Below are 18,709 nucleotides of genomic sequence, written 5' to 3'. Positions count from 1 at the left end.
CTGAAAAAATCCAGCTGATTTTTCCCGCGTGTTCCTCCGATTTTTATCGCGACATTCTGGTAAACCGATCGATCAAGGCTTTTTGCTCCTCTTTGATACCGATCGCCAACGGTTTGATCATTAATTTGACAGTGGACGAAGGTGTCTGAATCTGAACTTTTTTATTTACCACACCGCCTAGTTGTAATTTTGTGATCTCATGGATCATAATTGTCTGCATCCCTTTTTCATGAAATTGCAGATCTAACTGAATCAAGTGGATTTTTTCTTCGTCAACCACCACGATAAAATACTTTGGTGTTGGCAGGGCAATCATTTTGGCTTCCTCGGCATAACCAGCCAGTTTTCCATGGAACTTCGCACGGTAGCTTTCTAAATCATCTTTTTTCACGATCCATTTCATCAAAAGCCACATCCTTCCTTAGATACCTTAAGGATACCTGCAGAAAACGCTTTTGCACAACAATATGCCTGCTTGTTTCCTCACATAGCCCCATTCAACACGTTTGATCATCAAAGACTTTTCCTCTAGACATAGACGTTTTTGTCACCACGACTGCTGAGTCAAGCAAAAAGACAGCGAGGCGCTTAGTGCCCTTCGCTGTCTTTATTTGGATAGTAGTGTTGGAAAAGTCGCAGAAAAATCGGTGCCAGCATCAAATAAAAGATGCCATTCCCCGCTGCATGCAACGCATCAAAGCTCACTCCTTGAAAATAGTAAGCCCAAAAACTAGGAAACCCATAAAGCTTGACACTGATCCAAGATATCACAAAGCCATACGCAAAACCTGCAAATACACTATAAATGACTTGTAAATACAACTTTTTCATAAACAGTTTGCTTTTTGATAATAGATACATTCCAAAAATTACGACGGCATAGCTAATCAATTGGGCAATCGTCCATACCCCCATTCCCATGTAAAAATTGGTAATCAGCATCGAGAGCAGACAAACGATCAATCCACGACTAAGACCTAAATGGATGGTTACTAATAAAAAGATCACCGTCATTGGTTGAACATTGGGTAAAGGTTGAAAAAGTGTCCTGCCGACGACGGCTGCTGCTACAAGCAACCCTAAATAAGCAATTTCTTTTCCAGCAAATACAAGTGGTTTATTCGAATTTTTCATAGGTGAAAACCACTTTATCGTTGTTTCCTAAAAAGGTATCATCTGCCCCAGTCGTAATCATTTCATCATTGATCGTATATGTCCAATAATAGCCAGCTTTTTCATCTTGGGCTAAACCGTCGATGCTGGTGATCATCCCTTGATTTTCTTCCAAGTCAAAGTTCTCTTTCATGATAGTCATCAAAGAAACCCCTTCTTTAAAAGTGACGGTTTTGGTTTCGATCTCCTGGTCTTGCTCTTCACTTTTATTATTGAAGCTGATTTGGGCAGTGCGCTCTTCGGCATTTTGTTGGACTGACGAAGAGTCACTAGAGGAGTTACCCGCATCCATCGATGGTTTGGCACATCCGGCAAAAACCAGACTTAGTAAAAAAATATAACTAAAAATTACTGTTTTCTTCATAATAATGGCTCCTTTGATTTTTTTTACAACACCTTATTGTACTAAAAATAAATAAAAAAGGCGAAATTTTTTTGTTCCCCTCTATAGAAAGCATTGTAAATCCATGTGACTATGGGTATACTAGCTTCAATCATTCGTAAGAAGAAATGAAGGAGTGTTGGAAAGATGGATAGAAAAAAAGCGTCCTGTACCACTTTACTAGTAGGAAAAAAAGCATCGATTGACGGCTCGACCCTGATTGCCCGTAATGAAGATTCAGGGAGCGGTTCGGAACCGCAAAAATTCGTCGTCATCACTCCAGAACAGCAAGGAAATGAATTTTACGCCGTTTTAAGCGGCTGTCGAATCCGTTTACCTAAGGATCCCTTACGTTATACTTCGACACCTGAAGCAGATGAATCCCAAGGAGTCTGGGCAGCTTCAGGAATCAATGAAGTAAATATCGCCATGACTGCGACAGAAACGATTACGACCAATTCACGCGTTTTGGCCATTGATCCATATGTGGAAGATGGTATCGGGGAAGCTGATTTCGTCAGCATTGTACTGCCTTACATTCATTCCGCTAAAGAAGGTGTTCTTCGCCTAGGGGAACTCTTAGAAACCTATGGGACCTACGAAGCCAACGGGATCGCGTTTTCTGATGCCGAGGAAATTTGGTATATGGAAACCATCGGTGGACATCACTGGGCAGCTGTTCGCATACCAGATGATGCCTATGTCGTGGCACCCAATCGCTTAAACATTGATCACTTCGATTTCGCCTCAGAAATGACGTTGTGTTCGCAGGATCTCGAACAGTTGATTGAAGACTATCAATTAAATCCTGATTTTGAAGGCATTAATCTACGCCATATTTTTGGCAGCTCCTCAGAAAAAGATACCCGTTACAACAACCCGCGGGCATGGTACATTCAAAAACACTTTAGCGGAACAGTTGCTGAACCGATCGATCAAGAGCTCCCGTTTGTATGCTACCCAAAACAAAAGCTATCCGTGGAAGATGTAAAATGGGCATTGAGCTCCCACTTCCAAAATACGCCTTTTGACCCTTACGGTACAGGGACCGAGACACAAAAAACACAATTTCGATCGATTGCTCTCAATCGCAACCAGCAAGTCCATATTTTGCAGATCCGCAACCACGTGCCTGCAGCAATCGCTGGCATTCATTGGCTCGCCTTTGGCCCCAATACCTTCAACGGCGTTGTGCCCTTTTATGCAGCTATCACTAAGACCCCACTTGGCTATTGTGATACGACAAAGACCTACGATCCAACAAATAGCTATTGGTTAGGACGCACCTTGGCGTTGATTGGGGACAGCGACTACGATCGCTATAGTGATCTTGCCAACCGTTTTGAAATGGAAACGATGGCGGCTTGTCGCCGCATCCAACAAGAAACTGATCGTAAAGCTTCCGCTGAAAAGGAGCCTACTCGTCTGCTTGAAGAAGCCAACGCTGAGATGGCCGAACTGTATTTAAAAAATGCAACAACGTTACTAGGAAAAATGGTGGAGTCTGGCAGTAATAAAATGGCCTTGCGTTTTTCTTTAGCCGATTAGTCAATCGTTGAAAATAAAAGGATTAACAAAAACTTTACATGGAATTGCAGCAATCTAAACATTGCTCTCCTATACTAAAGATACCAATTCGTTTTCTTTTTCCTTGCTGGTACAAATCAAGCAATTGATTTGTACTGGTCCCCCTATTGAAGACCAGTTGGGAAAAAACGTTGGGAGGAATGAGCATGACTGCAAGTATTTATCGGACTGTCACCAACGAAATTGTTAAAGGTGAAATCATCAAGAGCCAGAGTCAGCAAGATATGCTGATCATTCAAGACAAAAAAGGCTATTTCCATGTCGTTGAACCAATCCCCGCTACTACTACATCAACTCCCCACAGGACCAAAGACTAAAAAATCCACTGGCGATCAGAAAGAATACAGGATCTTTCTGATTGCTCAGTGGGTTCTTTTTTGTTATGTCAAACTCAATGTGAATCGGTTCAATCCATCAATGAGTTTTTCTCGCGAACAGCCAACGTTTAGGCGTAAAAAATTTCTCCCTTCATTCCCATAGATTTCCCCTGACATAATCGCGACTTTTCCCTTACGAATCATTCGTTGCTGCAATTCCACCATCGTTAAATCCAGTGCTGTACAATCAATCCACATAAGATACGTGGCTTCGCTTTTCGTGACCACGAGTTCTGGATGATATTCCTGTAAATAAGCAATCACATAAGCAATGTTATCATCCAGATAGTCATTGAGCTTATCCACCCACTTACTTTCATTATCGTAGGCAGCAATCGTTGCGGTCATGCCAAAAATACTGGTGGAGCTCAACCCATCGGCTTCTTTCAACTGAGTTAAGAAGCGATCACGCAACTTGGAATCAGGAATAATTCCATAAGAATAAATCAACCCTGGGAAATTAAACGTTTTGCTTCCCGAAGTAACAAGGGCTACATTTTTTTGCAACAATTCAATGATTGGTTGATGCCTTTGTCCTTTTCTTACAATATCCATATGAATCTCATCAGAGATGATAAATACATCATGGATTCTCGCCAATTCGATCATTCGTTGCAACTCATCTTTTTGCCAGACTCTCCCAGTTGGGTTATGAGGACTACATAAGAGAAGAACTTTGTTTTCAGGCTGTGCCATCAATCTTGTTAGCTCTTCAAAATCAATGCGATACGAGTTGGCATCATAGATGAGTGCATTAGGTACGATTTTTCTTTTGTTCTCTTTGATCATTTTATAAAACGCATCATACGCTGGCGTCTGAATAATGATCCCATCTCCTGGATTGCTGAGTAAGGTGACGAGTAGTTTGATGCTATACATGACGGAAGGACTGTAGACCAGCCAATCGCTGTCGATCCTACTTTTAAAGCGTTCAGAATACCATTTGCAGACCGCTTGCTTGAATTCATTATGATTCCAACGTGTATACCCAAATACCGGGTGCTGCATCCGCTTGATAAGTGCCGCTTCAACTGCAGCTGGCACCTTGAAATCCGTATCGGAAATCGTAAATGGCAACAAGTTTTTTTCACCAAAACGGTCTTCCACATAATCCCACTGGGTACAATGGGTTCCTTTACGATTGATTGGCTCATCAAAAAACATTTTCTTCACTCCTACTACTTGACAATTTTGCTAAAGAATCGCATCAAGTTGATTTCTGACTGTTGTTACTTTCGTTCCAATGATTACTTGAACGTTCGTATCATCTAAGTGAACGACCCCAAGCGCACCTAGTTTTTTTAGCCGTTCATCATCAACCAATGTACCATCGTTTAGAACGAGGCGTAGCCGTGTAATGCAATTGTCTAAAGAATCAATATTGCTTGCTCCCCCTAAAGCTGCCAAAATACCATGGGCATCGTAGCCACTCTTTCCAGAATAGGTCATTTCCTCTTCCAACTCATTCGTTTGATCGTTGTTCTCTTCTCTACCAGGTGTCTTCAAGTTCTTGCGAAGGATCACTGTTTTAAAAACAAAGTAATACAGGGCAAACCAGCAAGCTCCTACGATCAGAACGAGCCACCATTTTGTATATGCGCCTTGCATCACGCCAAAGATAAGAAAATCAAGCACGCCCCCATCGGTATTTCCAATCGTGACACCCAATAGACTCATTACCATAAATCCAGCACCTGTCATGATGACATGAAAAATCCATAATAAAGGGCTGATGAATAAGAATAAAAATTCGATTGGTTCAGTAATTCCTGTCACAAAAGTTGCAATGACGCCTGAAATCAACAAGCCTTTTATCTTTGAACGATTCTCAGGTTTTGCTGTCTGGTACATAGCTAATGCTGCTGCCGGTAAGCCAAACATAAAGGTTGGCATTTTCCCTTGAGACAAGAACGCCGTTGCACTTGGTGAGATGCTTAAACCGTTTTGTAATTCCGCATAAAAAATATTTAACGCCCCAAAGACTTGCTGACCATCGATCAGCTGACTTCCCCCTGCTTCGGTAAAGCGAATCATGGAAACCAAAATATGGTGTAACCCAAATGGCAGTAATAAGCGCTCACCTGAACCAAATAAGAACGGACCGAAAGGACCAGCTTGTTGGATCAAATGTCCGATTCCTGTGATGATCATAGCAAACAATGGCCAAATCATCGGAATGATCACCCCGACCACAGCTAAAGTAAGCGAGGTGATGATTGGAACAAACCGGGCTCCTGAAAAGAAGGCAAAACTATCTGGCAATTGAAAATGGTAGAAGCGCGTATGCAATTTATAAACGATCAATCCTGCGATAATACCACCTAGAACACCCATTGATAATGTTTGAATGCCAAAAACGATCTCTTGTCCTGCTTCTCGAAGTTGATCTGCAGTAGCTAATTGATTCGTTTCTTGTAAATAAAAATTGATGGATAAATGCATCACGACATAGCCCACAAAGCCTGAAAATGCCGCAACTCCCTTCTCTTTTCGTGCTAGACCTAAAGGAATCGCCATCGCAAACATGACGGGTAAGTAACTAAAGGCAAACCCACCGATCGTTGACATGAAACGAAAAACCACTTGAAGCCAAGAGGCACCTAAAAATGGGAAAACGTCGATCGTTGAAGAAGATGAAAATGAACTACCAATCCCTAAAAATAAACCCATGAATGCGAGTAAAGCGACTGGCAACATAAATGTTTTCCCAAGTCCTTGAAAAATTTCCATCCAGCTTGCTTTCTTTCCTTTTTGCATATCATTTCCTCCTAACACTTTTATCTCTTAAAATGTAAACGATATCAAGAAGGCTTACAATACAGTTACCAAAACAAGAATGACCATTCACAAAATGGAATGGTCATTCCGGAGCAAGTACTTCTTCGATTTGATTGGCGTATTGAATAATTAAAATATCCAGTAACGCTGCTAAAGAGATCCGTGGGCTCAAATCGACTTCATGATGATAAATCGTTGTCATTTCAACAGAAAAAGAGAAGGTGGCAAGCTTTTCCAACGTGCTTGTTGATTGACCAATACAGGCTAAAATCGGCACACCTCTTTGTTTCAACCGGTTAGCATAATTTAGCATCCCGATTGTTTCCCCACTATGACTAATAAAAATAGCCATATCTTTTTTTGATAGTTGATTAGCGATGGTTGTCAATTCATCCCAATCCGTTGAAGCGCCAACCGTTTTTCCTAAGAACCGCAACTTTCGACTCGCAGATAATGCAACCGGCGCACTTTGCCCTAAAGCAAAAAATTCGATTCGTTGTGCTTGCTGCAACATTTCCACGGCACGCTGAAAGTCAGCCTCTTCAATCATTGATAAGGATGTCGTCAGCTGGTCAATCATTTGCTTGATCAGTGGGGATAAGCCAAGAGAAGCTTGAGTAGATGATTTTCTTTCAAGAGTTTGATAATTCTTCAGTGAAAATTTGAATTCTTGAAAACCGGTAAAGCCAAGCTTTTTTGCCATTCTGCTGATCGTCGCTTGACTGGTGTACGTTTGGGAAGCTAACTCATCGGCCGTCATTTCTGAAACTTTCTCGGGCGCCCTTAAACAATAGTTAAGGACCGTTCTTTCTACTCGGTTCAGCTCTGGAATTTTGTATTGGATTCGTTTATATAAATGATTCATCACCTGCTTCTCCTCCCTACTATTGCTTCATTCTTCCGTCTCCACTATGCTTCATTTACTCATTATACCTTCCCTCAACAAAAGTACAAACTGATGATGAATGGCTTGAAATAAAAAAAAGGACTCACCCTTTGAGGAGTGAGCCATCTTTGTTATTTTCTTTGCATCGGTCATCTGTAGACAGTCACTTCAGTAAACTCTTGCCCGTTGCCGTAATCATTTTCTTTCGTTTGACGCTTTCCATCAATTCGTTGTTTGCAACTGGCAAGTCCATTTTCGACATAGTTCACTGTATTTGCAACGATCCTTATTATAGTTGCTAGACCTTTCATCAAGGGATCATTTGATTCCATCCTCTATTCCCCCATTTCTATCACGCTTAAGCCGCTACTGGCTTTTTCTTATAACAAGTATAAAAGAAGTACCTTAAACGAAACTAAAAGAGAAGAACTTCGACAAAAAGAAAAGCAGACTAGTTTCTCTTTTTGGTAAAATATGGTAAATGTAATAGGAAAGGATGATCAGTCTCATGATAAAAACTTTAGTGGTAGCCAGCCATCCGGATTTCCACAATTCGCTTTCCCAACGATTCTTTAGTGAAAGTGCCAAGCTTCCTAACGTCACCATGCATTTCCTTGATGATCTTTCTGATTTTTCTCTCGCCAATGAACGGATGCTGTTGCAAACATGCGATCGTTTGATTCTACAATTCCCCCTATATTGGTACAGCGTTCCAGCAAAAATGAAAGCTTGGATCGATACGGTTTGGGAAAAATGTGCCCCTGCATTGGTGGGCAAGGAAATCAGTTTCGCCGTTTCTACCGGCGTTGCCGCCAAAGAATTTCAGCTAGGCGGCCGAGAAAATACGACCTTCAATGAAATTTTGCACCCACTGGTACTCATGGCAAAAAAACACCAAATGACGGTACTCCCCATCGTTGTCCTCGATCAACTGATGTATAAATCAGAACAAGAGAAACGAGCCTTTGTCATTGCCTATCAGCAACTTTTATTAATGCCGGCTCCCTTTACATTTGATCAAAAGCAACAATGGTTTAGCGAAAAGCTGGCGCGTTTGGTTTCTGAAAAACCGCAGCTTGCTCCTTTGCTATCCTTGTTGCAGGAAAACCATGAAACGTTGATCGAATTAGATGACGCTTTAACTGAATTGGAGGTGCTGTGATGGATCACGAATGGCTGAAGCCACTGATAGAGCAGTCAATAAAAGAAACAGCTGACTATCACGAAAAAGCATTTTTGCAAGAACTAGAGAAGTTGCTTCATCAGCAAGAAATTCGAATCGAATTGAAACAAGGAGAACTTGACGGAAAATTGTGGAATCCTAGTGAATGGTAAAATCTGCACTTGTATCCAAGAAAAAACTTTGGTCCACCTAGCTATAAAACATGCTGGGTGGGCCAAAGTTTTTTTGAATCGTTTCTTTTGCTTGTTAACTAGGATTCGCACATACTCTTTGTAGCAGCGATATAGGCTGCTTGCAAACGTTTCGTGATCGAACCCAATGTACCATTGCCAACTGATTTCCCATCTACTTTGACGATAGGCACAATTTCCCAGACAGAATTGGTCAAAAAACATTCTTGCGCGTTGTTTAGTGCCTCAACAGGGACAGGTTCTTCTCGATAAGGAATTTCTAATTGCTGACACAACTGTAGCACCTTCATTTTCGTGATACCTGGTAATACCAAGCGTCCATCCGGATGTGTATAGACGATACCATCAATGACAAACCAGAGATTTGATGCCGAAGCTTCCGTGAAACATCCATCTCGTTGCAGGAGTGCATCATCGAACCCCGCTTCGATCGCTTGATCTAGCGCTAACAGATTTCCTAACAAGCTCAATGATTTGATATCACAATGCAACCAACGCTCATCTGGAAGAACGGTCGCAGATAGCCCTGCATGCTGCATTTCCAGAGGTCGTTCAAAGGGGATCACATTTGCGGTCACGACTCCTTTGACTGCTCCAGCAGACGGAAACTCGTGATTGCGGGGAGAGGCGATTCCTCTGGTGATTTGAAGATAGATCTCTCCTTCTGTGATTCCTTCGGTTTTAACCAGTAACTTAAGGTTTTCAGTTAATTGGGGAATTGTATAAGGCAACGTCAGTTTAATTTTTTGCGCACTACTTTCTAAGCGAGTCATATGCTCCCCTAACATAAAGCAGCGACCATTATAGATTCGAATCACTTCATAGATTCCGTCACCATACTGATAACCGCGATCTTCAATGTCAATTTTCACCGCTTCTCGATCAACGATTTGATCGTTCCATAAAACCTTCATTTCCTCACTCCTATCGTCCTTCTCGTTTCAATAAGTATAGCATTTGTCTTTAGGCCTTGCTACGTAGTGCTTAAAAACAAAAAAACCTGCTGATGGAGACCGCTCCAACAGCAAGGTAGAACATTTTCGTTATAATGAATCTTTATCAATTACAGATCGTTCTAATTTTCGTTCTTGAAAAAAACGCAACAATGTACCAGACATTGCCATCACGATCGAATACACTGGCAGTGCCACGATCATGCCTACAAATCCAAGCAAGTTGCCGGCAATCAATAATAAGAAAACCGCAATGATTGGATGGATATGCAATACTTTTTTCATCACTAATGGTGAAACAAGATATGATTCACCTAACTGAATGATCGTGATTCCGACAATCAGAAAAATAGCTGTTCGAATGTCTTGACTTAACGCAAATAAAAAGGCTGGTGCTGCTCCGATAAAGGGGCCGAAATAAGGAATAATGTCCAGAACGCCGCAAATTAATCCTAATAGTAAGGCATTTTGTAAGCCTAGCAAAGAAAAAATGAAATAGCTTGAAACCGCAACATAAGAACAAACCAGCAATTTCCCACCGATGTACGCTGACGCTGCTTGATGAAAATCACTACAAAGTTGTCGCATTAAGCCTTGATAGTTTTTCGGTGTCTTACTTGCCAAAAAATCAGGAACTTTCTCACCGTCTTTAAACATATACACTAATAACAGTGGGATCGTAAACAAGACGATCGCTGAATGAGAAACGATGGAGATCAAACTCGTCAGACTATTGGTTGCCCCGGTAATAAACTGTAAGGCAAAGTTGCTAGCTTGGGAAATATCAATCGAATCAATAAAAGGACCAAATAATTCTTCTAAATAAGAATGATCAATAGTATCGATCACCAAATTGATGATGATGGGAATTTGATTGATAAAACGCCCCATCTCATAGGCTAATGCTGGTCCAATCACCTGAACGATCAAATACGCTGCAAAAACGATCAGCAGCAATGTCGAATATAGCGCAATGCTTTTCTTTTTCGTTCTTTTTTTCACCCAATTAAAGAAAGGTAAAAAGATGTAAAAAATAAAAATCGAAATCAATACTGGTAAAAAGACACTAGAAAAAATGGCTTCCAGTGGTCGAAAGACAAACAGTATATTTGAATAGATCCAGACCGCGATCCCTAAGAGACAGACGATCACTAGACCTGCAAAAATTTTTGATTTTTTAAGAAACTCCAATAATAAATCCTCCTGATTCTAGAAAGTAATTCAACTTCTTTCAGTTTAGCATAATTTTAAAAACGAAGGATGATTTCAAGAAGAATTTTTCAAAAATCCATGTTTTTCATAGCAAACTTTCAATTAATTTAATTTTTTTCATCTCTATATCTCGAATCTAATCAATTTTGATGAGCTGAAAACGGCAACGGAATATGCAACCGTCTGACAAAGTAGACTGCTGAAGCAAACTGGAGCAACCCTAGCAAAAAGAAAATCACATGCAAGACATTCCATTCTTGTAATAAGATGACCTGCACGATGATCCAGACAACTAAACTCATGCCTAAAAGCATTACCCCGTGGTACCCTTTGTTAAGCCGCAAGAGGAAAACAACAATCAGATTACCCAAACCTAAGATAGCGAACAAAAACAAGCCGGGAATTAAGAAGGTCGTGAAGGGTGTTCCTTGCAGCATGGCCGCTTCCAAACCAGCAAATGTCTCCCCTTTGCTTAACGGCTCAATGCTTTTAAACGCCAATAGACTTCCTCCACAAGCGCCAACACCAATAAAGAGACACAAAAAAAGTAACGCAAAGCGCATCTTCATTTTTCTCCACTCCTTCTTCAAACCCAACGCAACTAAAAAAATATTCTCAGTGACACATCGATTTTCTTATTCCTTATTCGCTTTTTGCTGAATAGATAAATGCGGCAATTTGCTGCTCTTCCACAGAGGAAAAGCCACACGCCTCATAAAAATGACGCGTTTTTTCTGTGTTGTCCGTAATCAAAACCTTTTGCCGTATTGATGGATGATTCGCCAGCATTTTTTTGAGTAATCGCTGACCAATTTTTTGACCTTGAAACTCAGATGCTACTAATAGATCTTGAATATAAAGAATGGTTTGTCCATCGGTTATGCAACGGATAAGCCCCACTAGCTGCTCTTCAAGATAGGCCGTGATCACCTCTGAGTGGGCTAACGCATTTAAAAGACGCTCGGGATCTTTAGTATAGGCGCTCCAGCCAACTCCCTCATACAAAGCGAGTACTTGATTTGAATCAGATGGTAATTGGTCTTTAAAGACGATCTTCATACTTTTCCTCCTTGTAATAACTTAGCGACAGGGTGGAACAATAGAAATAGAGTTGACAGCTCTTTTCCAAACAAACTCTTGTTATCAAGCCGTAATGCATTGCTTGACTAAAGAGTATCCTGAGGAAAAGCGGCTGTCAACTCTAATTCCGAAATACTTGAAGAACAAAATTGAACTGGTTCTGTTTCTAAGCCAGGACGTTAATCAATCAACAACTCATTTTTTAAACGTTGGCTCGTCGTCTGTTGCTCTTCAGGCGTTACTTCTTGATAGGAAATTCCATATTCTCCTCTGAAGCCATCGCCGGTGAACCCACTGCCAGCCATTTGGTAAGACTCGACAGTCCCTAATGCTGATTGATATTGGATAAATAATTGACTCATTTGCGAAAAAGTTAGATCGGTTTCGCCATTTTCTCCAATGATCGTTAGCAAATCCTGAATCCGCATCACGCTGGAAAGTGAAACTAACTCTTTTGCCAGAATCTCAGTCACTTCTCTCTGACGGCGCTGACGGCCATAGTCACCTTCTGGATCATCCTTTCGCATACGAGTATACTGAAGCGCCTCCCAGCCATCTAAATCGAGGACCCCCTCTGGGTAATCGATTTTCTCAGCAGTAAAAGCAAATTCATTTTCAACCGTGATGCCACCAATTGCATCAACAAGATCTGCCATCCCATCCATGTTTAAGGAGAAATAATGATGGATCGGTATATCAAGATATTGTTCGACGGTTTCAATCATCATTTTTGCTCCACCAAAAGAATGGGCATGATTGATTTTATCATGGTACCCTTGTCCCACGATTTCCACATAAGCATCTCTAGGAATACTCGTGAGGGTGGTTTTTCTTGTGGCAGGGTTCAACGTTGCTACCATGATGGTGTTGGCGCGAAAATCGGTTTTGCGATGAGAGTCATTGGCGATCCCTAACAAAAGAAGGCTTAGAGGCTCGGCATTTTCGATGACTTCCGCCTCTTCTCGTCCTTCGATTGGACGATGGATCGAGTGGGCAACATCCTCTACTTGAAAATACACCTTAACCGCATAGACAGTTCCTGCTGAGATAATTCCGGTCAGCAATACCAGGAAAATGATTATTAGTTTTTTTGCTGTACTCAATTTATCTCCCCCTAAGTACATATTTTTTGATTGAAAAGACGAAAGCATAGGTGATATAACTGATCCCACTTGCCAATAAAATACTTGCTAGCAAGTCGCTGGGATAGTGAACCCCAAATAGCAACCGACTCATCATAATCAGCAACAAATAGATCAATCCTAGAAATAGGGCCATGTTTTGGATAAAGTGACGCTTGCCTCTTTTGGCAGGAACTGTTTGCCCCAAGAAAAAGAGGAGAGAAATAATCAACGTGGTCGCTAATAATGTATGTCCACTCGGAAAACTTGCTGATGCCCGTTCCATACTGTCAGCAAAATCCGGTCTCGGTCGATCAACTACTTTCTTGATCACTTGACCAACACCACTGATCACAATCATATTCCCCATCAACCAAAGACTTTCTAACCGCTGCTTGCGCATAAATAAAATACTTGCTAACAGGAAATGAACGACAGCTATGGGAATGATCGTGGCCGTACTGGCAAGTGGGAGAAAAAGCGATTCCACAGCAGGTGTCCGCCATTGAGGCAACTGGGAAAAAAGGTTGTCGATGCTTTGGAACCAGCGCGGTTCTAATGCAACGAGGAAAAACAGCCATGCAAAACAGCTGCAGAGTATTCCGCCTATCACTCCTTTTTTTGCTGTTTTACTCATGTTAAGCCCCTACTTTCTTTTAATGTATACGACCTATTTTTGGCTTTTATCGGAAATTTGTCTAACCCAAAGATAATTCCCATAGCAATGCTGATCGCAATCAGAGAGGTTCCTCCTTGACTTAAGAATGGTAAGGGAATGCCGGTTAAAGGCAGCAAACCGATCGCCGCTCCGATGTTTTCAAAAATTTGAAAAACCAAACCAAACACATAGGTAATCGCAATATAGACCGATGCTTTGTTATTTGTTTTTAAAGCAGCAAAAATGATTTGATAGATCAGATAGAAATAAAGGAAGATGACTAAAGTACTTCCTAAAAAGCCATACGTTTCTCCAATGACTGTAAAGATCATATCTGACTCCCGAACCGGCACATACACCGTTGTATGGGTATCAGGTGCCCCCAATAAGCCGCCAGAACCAATCGCCCACATACTGCGGACTTGTTGGAAAGCGATGGAATCTTGGTACGCGAGTGGATCTGCCCAGGCTCTCACCCGATCCAATTGATATTGTGAAAAGTGAAGGCGAAACAACACACGATTGCCCCATTCCGTGAATACGAGTAGCAACAAAATAGCACCAAGAGCGGCAATCAAACCGATCACGACGGTCAGTATTTTCCAATGAACACCGGAAATGATGAATAAGGCACCTAACATCACGATAAACACCAAACTCGTTCCAAAGTCCCGCTGCATAAACATCAATAAAAATGTGGGTAAGCTGTATAGCAGGATCTTAGTAACATAGATCAAATCGGATTTGATTGTTCGTTCTGCTTTACGTTTCTCATAGACTAAAGTGAGATAGACCATAAAGAGCATAAAGGCCACTTTCATAAACTCAGAAGGCTGAATCGTAAACGCACCAAATCTGATCCACCGTTTGGTGTGCGTTTGTTCAAACATCGTTTGATCGTAAAACCAATGAAGAGAGGCCATCAAACCAAGTGATAGTAAGTACAAAAGACCAGAAAAGCGGAGGAGTAAATTCGTAGGAATCAAACTCGTTACAAAAAGAGCAATCGCCGAAAGGATACAAAAGAGGATCTGCCGAAAAACAATCCCTGAAGGATCATTGCCATCCATCACAGAAGCCTGATGTTGTACCCAGATACTTAACAAAAACAGCAGGAAAATCGGCAGCAATAAAGCATAGTTTGCTTCATGTCGTTTGAGGAACTTCATTAAGTATACCCTCCTCTCGTTCTAGTTTCAGGCATAAACTGAAGGCAAATGAAAGAATAAAGTAACTGGAGCCACCATAACTAATGAATGGCAAAGGTACCCCCGTCATCGGCATCAACCCTAAAATACTGGCAATATTGATACTTGTTTGTAATAACAGCAACGTGCTGGTTCCCAATAATATTAAGCCAATCTGAGGATTTGCGATTGCCGCTGATCGTATAAACAGACGTAAAATAATTACGAATAATAAAGCGATGACAAAAATGCCGAAAATCAACCCTAATTCCTCTACTAAAACGGAGAAAATAAAATCAGTCTCTGCTACTGGTAAAAAGCCTTTCTTGGTGATGCTATTTCCTAAACCAAGGCCCGTAAGACCACCATTGAACAAAGCATAGTAGGAATGGATCATTTGGAATCCTTGATTATATGGGTCGGAAAATGGATCTCCCACTAATCGAATTCGGTTATACACATGCATAAACATGTGGGGCAATAAATCATTGTTTCCTAAAAAGAGGATCAACATAGCAACCAAGAACAGACTGATTAATAACCCGCCAAACAAAAGAGCCGTGAGTTTAACGGGTACCTGAACCGTGGTAATCATGATAAAAGCCAAGAAAAGTAAAATCATCACGCCGGCTACTTTTGGTTGAATGAGGATCAACACACAGCACAAAAATAAAACGAAAAGCGGACGTTTCATTTCCTGCAAGGTAGTTTTTGCTGATTGAAAGTAATGAGCAAGGTATAAGACCATGCCCACATTCACGATCTCTGAGGGCTGAAATTGTATCCCTACAATCGAGACCCATCGTTGCGCTCCATTGACAGAAACACCGAAAAACGGCAAACGTGCCAATAGTAAAGTAAAGACGCCAAATGCCAACAGACCGATCGCTAAATATTTACTGAGCAGAATCTCACGCCGTGTTCGCTGAATAATGAAAAGGAGCACCCAGCTGAGTAACAGAAAGACAAGCTGACGCATAAATAAGCTTGCTGGCGGCTGATCTCTCGTTAATAAACGATAAGAACTTGCACTATAAATCATTAAAAGACCGATAAGGCTCAATAGCAAATAAGCTATGATCAGCAGCCAATCGATCTTCTTTTTTTCTATCATTGCTTCCACTCCTCTTGCCTTGGAGTAGGTGTTCAGACGGTACCAGTTATTATGCCCTTTGAGCTTAGTCATCCATCAAAGAGAAAAGCAAAAAAGTCTCACTTCTCTTAGGACGTCAGACTTTGCTAGCAATCTCATCGTCCGAGTTTTAGCACTATACAACGTAAAGAAAGTTGTTCCCTTTCTTAGCTATTTTATGAAAAGCCTTAATCCGACAATTCCTGTTTTACACATTGGCGTCTTTCGACGTTTCTGCGCAATAGCTTATGTTTGTATAGGAGCCTCACCTAACAAGGTTATATGTTATTTTCAATCCACTATGAATGGTACCCTTCCTCGTATAAAGATACAACCCATTCTTTGTTATTTTTATTTTTCTTTAACTTTTCTTAAAGAATTTAGATATTTCGAGTAATTTCCGATATTTAAAGAAAAATCAATGGAAATCATTCGACCATCACTGGATTCCCTTCGATCATACACGTTATTAAAAAACGGTCATTTTCAAAAAAAGACAGCTCTTTTTCTAAAACTCGAAAAAGAGCTGCTTTCTTGATTTTATACTCCCGCTCTAAATATATCTGTGCCGATCAATCCAATGATCGTTTGGCCTGACGCTCTTGCGCTGCTTTTCGTAACTGCTTTTGCGCTTTTTTAGACCCACGTTCAATATCTCGGGTAAATTTACGTTGGGCAAAATCGGAAAATAATTGATCTAGATCATAGCCGGCTGGATAGAGTGCTTCTCGTTTGGTGAGCAGTTGCAATCGCCGAGCAGCAACAACGAAACATTGTTTCTCAATATAAATCTTCGCTTGTCCCTGTTCCAAGTATTCATAAAAAACTCCCCGTTTTTCATGCTCTGCTGAAAAGACCTGGTCTCCCTTTTGAAAAATGTGCTCAGACTTTGTTTCCTGAGGATCGGTTCGTTTTCTGGACGTCTCAAAAGGCTGCTTCTCAAAAGAATAAGATTTATTCTTTAAATAGTCCTTTGCCGTTTGCACGACCTCAGCAGGAATCGCCATTTTTTCGGCGATCCAAAACGCATTACTTTCACCGACCGCATTGGTCAACAAGCGGTATTTCGGCGTCAGGGTCTTGGCATCAAAAGCCATCGCCGCTGTTTCAAAATCTTGGTGATCAAGAGCAAACTGCTTGATTTCACCATAATGAGTCGTGGCGATCATTAACGCCCCCGATCGATAGATCGATTCCATAATGGCGATCGCTAAAGCTGCCCCTTCATTTGGTTCAGTCCCGCTGCCAATTTCATCTAACAAAACGATACTGTTCCGGCTGGCATTCGTCATGATCTGTGCAATATTCGACATGTGTCCAGAAAAGGTACTTAAAGAATTTTCTAGACTTTGCTGATCCCCGATATCCATCCAAAGACTTTTTAAAAACGGCACGCTGCTGTTGCCATTATGCGCTGGAAACAAGCCGTAATGTGCCATCGCACAAACGAGTCCGACGGTTTTTAAGACAACCGTCTTACCACCAGCATTCGGCCCTGTGATGACCATACATCGGTTCTCTTCTCCTAGTTTTAAAGATAGAGGAACAGCATCAGTGCCCAGTAAAGGATGCCGGACTTGATCAAGAAGCAAAACTTCTTCTTCAGTAATTGCTATCGGTTGACCATTGATTTCCCGACAATACTTTCCGCGAGCAAAAATAATATCTAGTACCACTAAAATATCAAGACAGGCAAATACTGCATTCATTTGTTCGGCGATTGCCCCGGTCAATTCTGATAAAACTTGGTATTGGGCGGCCGTTTCTTCCGCCTGTGCCAAAATCAATCGATCATTCAGACGGGCAGCTGCCTCTGGTTCAATAAAAACAGTCGCGCGTTTATTAGAACGTTCGATGATCGTCCCTTTAATTTGCTGTTGAAATTCGGCACGTACCGGCAGCGTATAACGGTCGTTCTTTTTGATCACACGGTTTTCTTGCAGATAGCGACTTTCTTTAAAAAACTTTGCAAAAACTTTTTTTAAATCGGCCTCATATTTCTCAATTATGCCACGAATTTTCCGTAATTCTCGGCTGGCGTTACTATCTACCTGACCATTGCGAATTTTTTGGAAAATCATTTCGGCGATTTCAGAAAAGTCGGCCAACCCCTGAGCATAGTGATGCAATCTTGGGGCAATTGATTGATTTTTCTCAAACAATTGACGGATGATGCGAAAAGACCGTAAAAAGTCTCCGTATTCAATCAATTCCTGCGGCTCCAATACAAAGCCTTTTTCAATCTTCTTCGTATGATGTAAGACATGCTGAAGCCCCATGAAAGGGACTTGACGTCCGGCGTCTAATAGCGCCATCGCTTCAGTTGTCTCAGACACTCGTTTTTGGGCGGAATGGATCGTAGCTGCTGGTTTTTCATTGGCAAAACGTGCTTTACCATAATCGCTGATTATTTTTTTACTTACTTGTTCTTTAATTTGTTCAAATTCAGTTGCTTGAGGTATCTTCATGAGTGATCCTTTCTTGTGCCTGAGGATCCCGGTAACATCCCCGTCCAAAAAAGTGTACAAAAAAAGCGATAGTCTCCCATCACCTGATTCATCAATAACGATTTTTATCGGTATCTACAGGCACAACAAATAAACAGTCTGTTTTTGCTTATTTGTTTTAATTAGCTGATTAGATACCTACGACACTCATTAATATACCTCTTTCTTTTTTGAACGAGTTTTTTTCATTGTAATATAGAAACTGTCCTTCTGTCAACTTCCTTCAAATCTCCTTCCCCTCAAAGAAAAAACGTCTCAGAAGCTGCTAGAAGCTCCTGAGACGTTTCTGATCTAGATCAAAT

At 41.2% G+C, this 18,709-nt stretch carries 20 protein-coding genes and 1 riboswitch; of the genes, 4 read left to right on the top strand and 16 right to left on the bottom strand.

The features are described from left to right. Positions 1-43: 43 nt before the first annotated feature. The 3 genes from IGJ01_RS08060 to IGJ01_RS08050 form a co-directional block, all read right to left on the bottom strand. Entirely contained in the window at positions 44-415 is a 372-nt protein-coding gene (locus IGJ01_RS08060; RefSeq protein ID WP_005236147.1) for a hypothetical protein, read from the bottom strand. A 173-nt stretch (positions 416-588) separates the two neighbouring features. Next, positions 589-1,134, bottom strand: coding sequence for an ECF transporter S component (locus IGJ01_RS08055; RefSeq protein WP_016612116.1), 546 nt, complete (start codon positions 1,132-1,134; stop codon positions 589-591). Beyond that, positions 1,118-1,537, bottom strand: a complete 420-nt coding sequence (locus IGJ01_RS08050; protein WP_016612115.1) for a DUF4430 domain-containing protein — start codon at positions 1,535-1,537, stop codon at positions 1,118-1,120. The genes IGJ01_RS08055 and IGJ01_RS08050 overlap by 17 nt, the downstream gene beginning before the upstream one ends. A 165-nt stretch (positions 1,538-1,702) precedes the next feature. Between IGJ01_RS08050 and IGJ01_RS08045 the strand changes: the two genes are divergently transcribed. After that, positions 1,703-3,103 carry a C69 family dipeptidase gene (locus IGJ01_RS08045; RefSeq protein ID WP_086317380.1) on the top strand — a complete coding sequence of 467 codons (1,401 nt, stop codon included), beginning with the start codon at positions 1,703-1,705 and terminating at the stop codon, positions 3,101-3,103. A gap of 185 nt (positions 3,104-3,288) precedes the next feature. Further along, entirely contained in the window at positions 3,289-3,459 is a 171-nt protein-coding gene (locus tag IGJ01_RS08040) for a hypothetical protein (protein WP_005236154.1), read from the top strand. A gap of 63 nt (positions 3,460-3,522) precedes the next feature. On the opposite strand, the gene IGJ01_RS08035 is transcribed toward IGJ01_RS08040, so the two are convergent. From IGJ01_RS08035 to IGJ01_RS08020, 4 genes are all read right to left on the bottom strand, one after another. Further along, entirely contained in the window at positions 3,523-4,683 is a 1,161-nt protein-coding gene (locus IGJ01_RS08035; protein WP_086317378.1) for a MalY/PatB family protein, read from the bottom strand. Positions 4,684-4,713: 30 nt separating this feature from the next. Then, positions 4,714-6,276 carry a maltose/glucose-specific PTS transporter subunit IIBC gene (gene malX, locus IGJ01_RS08030; RefSeq protein ID WP_008381946.1) on the bottom strand — a complete coding sequence of 521 codons (1,563 nt, stop codon included), beginning with the start codon at positions 6,274-6,276 and terminating at the stop codon, positions 4,714-4,716. A 103-nt stretch (positions 6,277-6,379) separates the two neighbouring features. Then, positions 6,380-7,162: a MurR/RpiR family transcriptional regulator gene (locus tag IGJ01_RS08025; protein ID WP_144330333.1), complete on the bottom strand. Its 783-nt coding sequence runs from the start codon at positions 7,160-7,162 to the stop codon at positions 6,380-6,382. Positions 7,163-7,332: 170 nt separating this feature from the next. Beyond that, the gene (locus tag IGJ01_RS08020) at positions 7,333-7,515 is read right to left on the bottom strand and encodes a hypothetical protein (protein WP_008381949.1); all 183 of its coding nucleotides are present in this window, start codon (positions 7,513-7,515) and stop codon (positions 7,333-7,335) included. Positions 7,516-7,679: 164 nt separating this feature from the next. Between IGJ01_RS08020 and IGJ01_RS08015 the strand changes: the two genes are divergently transcribed. Beyond that, positions 7,680-8,345: an NAD(P)H-dependent oxidoreductase gene (locus IGJ01_RS08015; protein ID WP_035007267.1), complete on the top strand. Its 666-nt coding sequence runs from the start codon at positions 7,680-7,682 to the stop codon at positions 8,343-8,345. Next, positions 8,345-8,518 carry a hypothetical protein gene (locus tag IGJ01_RS08010; protein WP_005236169.1) on the top strand — a complete coding sequence of 58 codons (174 nt, stop codon included), beginning with the start codon at positions 8,345-8,347 and terminating at the stop codon, positions 8,516-8,518. The genes IGJ01_RS08015 and IGJ01_RS08010 overlap by 1 nt, the downstream gene beginning before the upstream one ends. A 98-nt stretch (positions 8,519-8,616) precedes the next feature. On the opposite strand, the gene dat is transcribed toward IGJ01_RS08010, so the two are convergent. From dat to IGJ01_RS07965, 9 genes are all read right to left on the bottom strand, one after another. Further along, complete coding sequence (gene dat, locus IGJ01_RS08005; RefSeq protein ID WP_008381954.1) at positions 8,617-9,471, bottom strand: D-amino-acid transaminase; 855 nt, start codon at positions 9,469-9,471, stop codon at positions 8,617-8,619. Positions 9,472-9,600: 129 nt separating this feature from the next. Then, positions 9,601-10,701: an AI-2E family transporter gene (locus tag IGJ01_RS08000; protein ID WP_008381956.1), complete on the bottom strand. Its 1,101-nt coding sequence runs from the start codon at positions 10,699-10,701 to the stop codon at positions 9,601-9,603. A gap of 161 nt (positions 10,702-10,862) precedes the next feature. Next, a complete protein-coding gene (locus IGJ01_RS07995) occupies positions 10,863-11,291 on the bottom strand; it encodes a hypothetical protein (protein WP_008381958.1) in 429 nt (142 codons plus the stop codon). A 73-nt stretch (positions 11,292-11,364) separates the two neighbouring features. Beyond that, positions 11,365-11,781 (bottom strand): GNAT family N-acetyltransferase, encoded by a 417-nt coding sequence (locus IGJ01_RS07990; RefSeq protein WP_430601605.1) that lies wholly within the window; start codon positions 11,779-11,781, stop codon positions 11,365-11,367. A gap of 200 nt (positions 11,782-11,981) precedes the next feature. After that, positions 11,982-12,905: an LCP family protein gene (locus tag IGJ01_RS07985; protein ID WP_430601604.1), complete on the bottom strand. Its 924-nt coding sequence runs from the start codon at positions 12,903-12,905 to the stop codon at positions 11,982-11,984. A gap of 1 nt (position 12,906) precedes the next feature. Then, a complete protein-coding gene (locus IGJ01_RS07980; RefSeq protein WP_005236185.1) occupies positions 12,907-13,560 on the bottom strand; it encodes a phosphatase PAP2 family protein in 654 nt (217 codons plus the stop codon). After that, positions 13,557-14,750 (bottom strand): FtsW/RodA/SpoVE family cell cycle protein, encoded by a 1,194-nt coding sequence (locus tag IGJ01_RS07975; RefSeq protein ID WP_008381962.1) that lies wholly within the window; start codon positions 14,748-14,750, stop codon positions 13,557-13,559. Before IGJ01_RS07975 ends, IGJ01_RS07980 begins: the two co-directional genes overlap by 4 nt. Then, positions 14,728-15,882, bottom strand: a complete 1,155-nt coding sequence (locus tag IGJ01_RS07970) for an FtsW/RodA/SpoVE family cell cycle protein (RefSeq protein ID WP_008381965.1) — start codon at positions 15,880-15,882, stop codon at positions 14,728-14,730. Before IGJ01_RS07970 ends, IGJ01_RS07975 begins: the two co-directional genes overlap by 23 nt. A gap of 126 nt (positions 15,883-16,008) precedes the next feature. Beyond that, positions 16,009-16,184, bottom strand: a riboswitch (M-box (ykoK) riboswitch). A gap of 288 nt (positions 16,185-16,472) precedes the next feature. Beyond that, a complete protein-coding gene (locus IGJ01_RS07965; RefSeq protein WP_008381968.1) occupies positions 16,473-18,368 on the bottom strand; it encodes an endonuclease MutS2 in 1,896 nt (631 codons plus the stop codon). Positions 18,369-18,709 lie beyond the last annotated feature (341 nt).

This window comes from Enterococcus sp. AZ089 (genome assembly GCF_050547225.1).
GTDB lineage: Bacteria > Bacillota > Bacilli > Lactobacillales > Enterococcaceae > Enterococcus_D > Enterococcus_D entomosocium.
The sequence above is the reverse complement of the archived record's forward strand: the minus strand, read 5'-3'. Positions and strand labels throughout refer to the sequence as shown.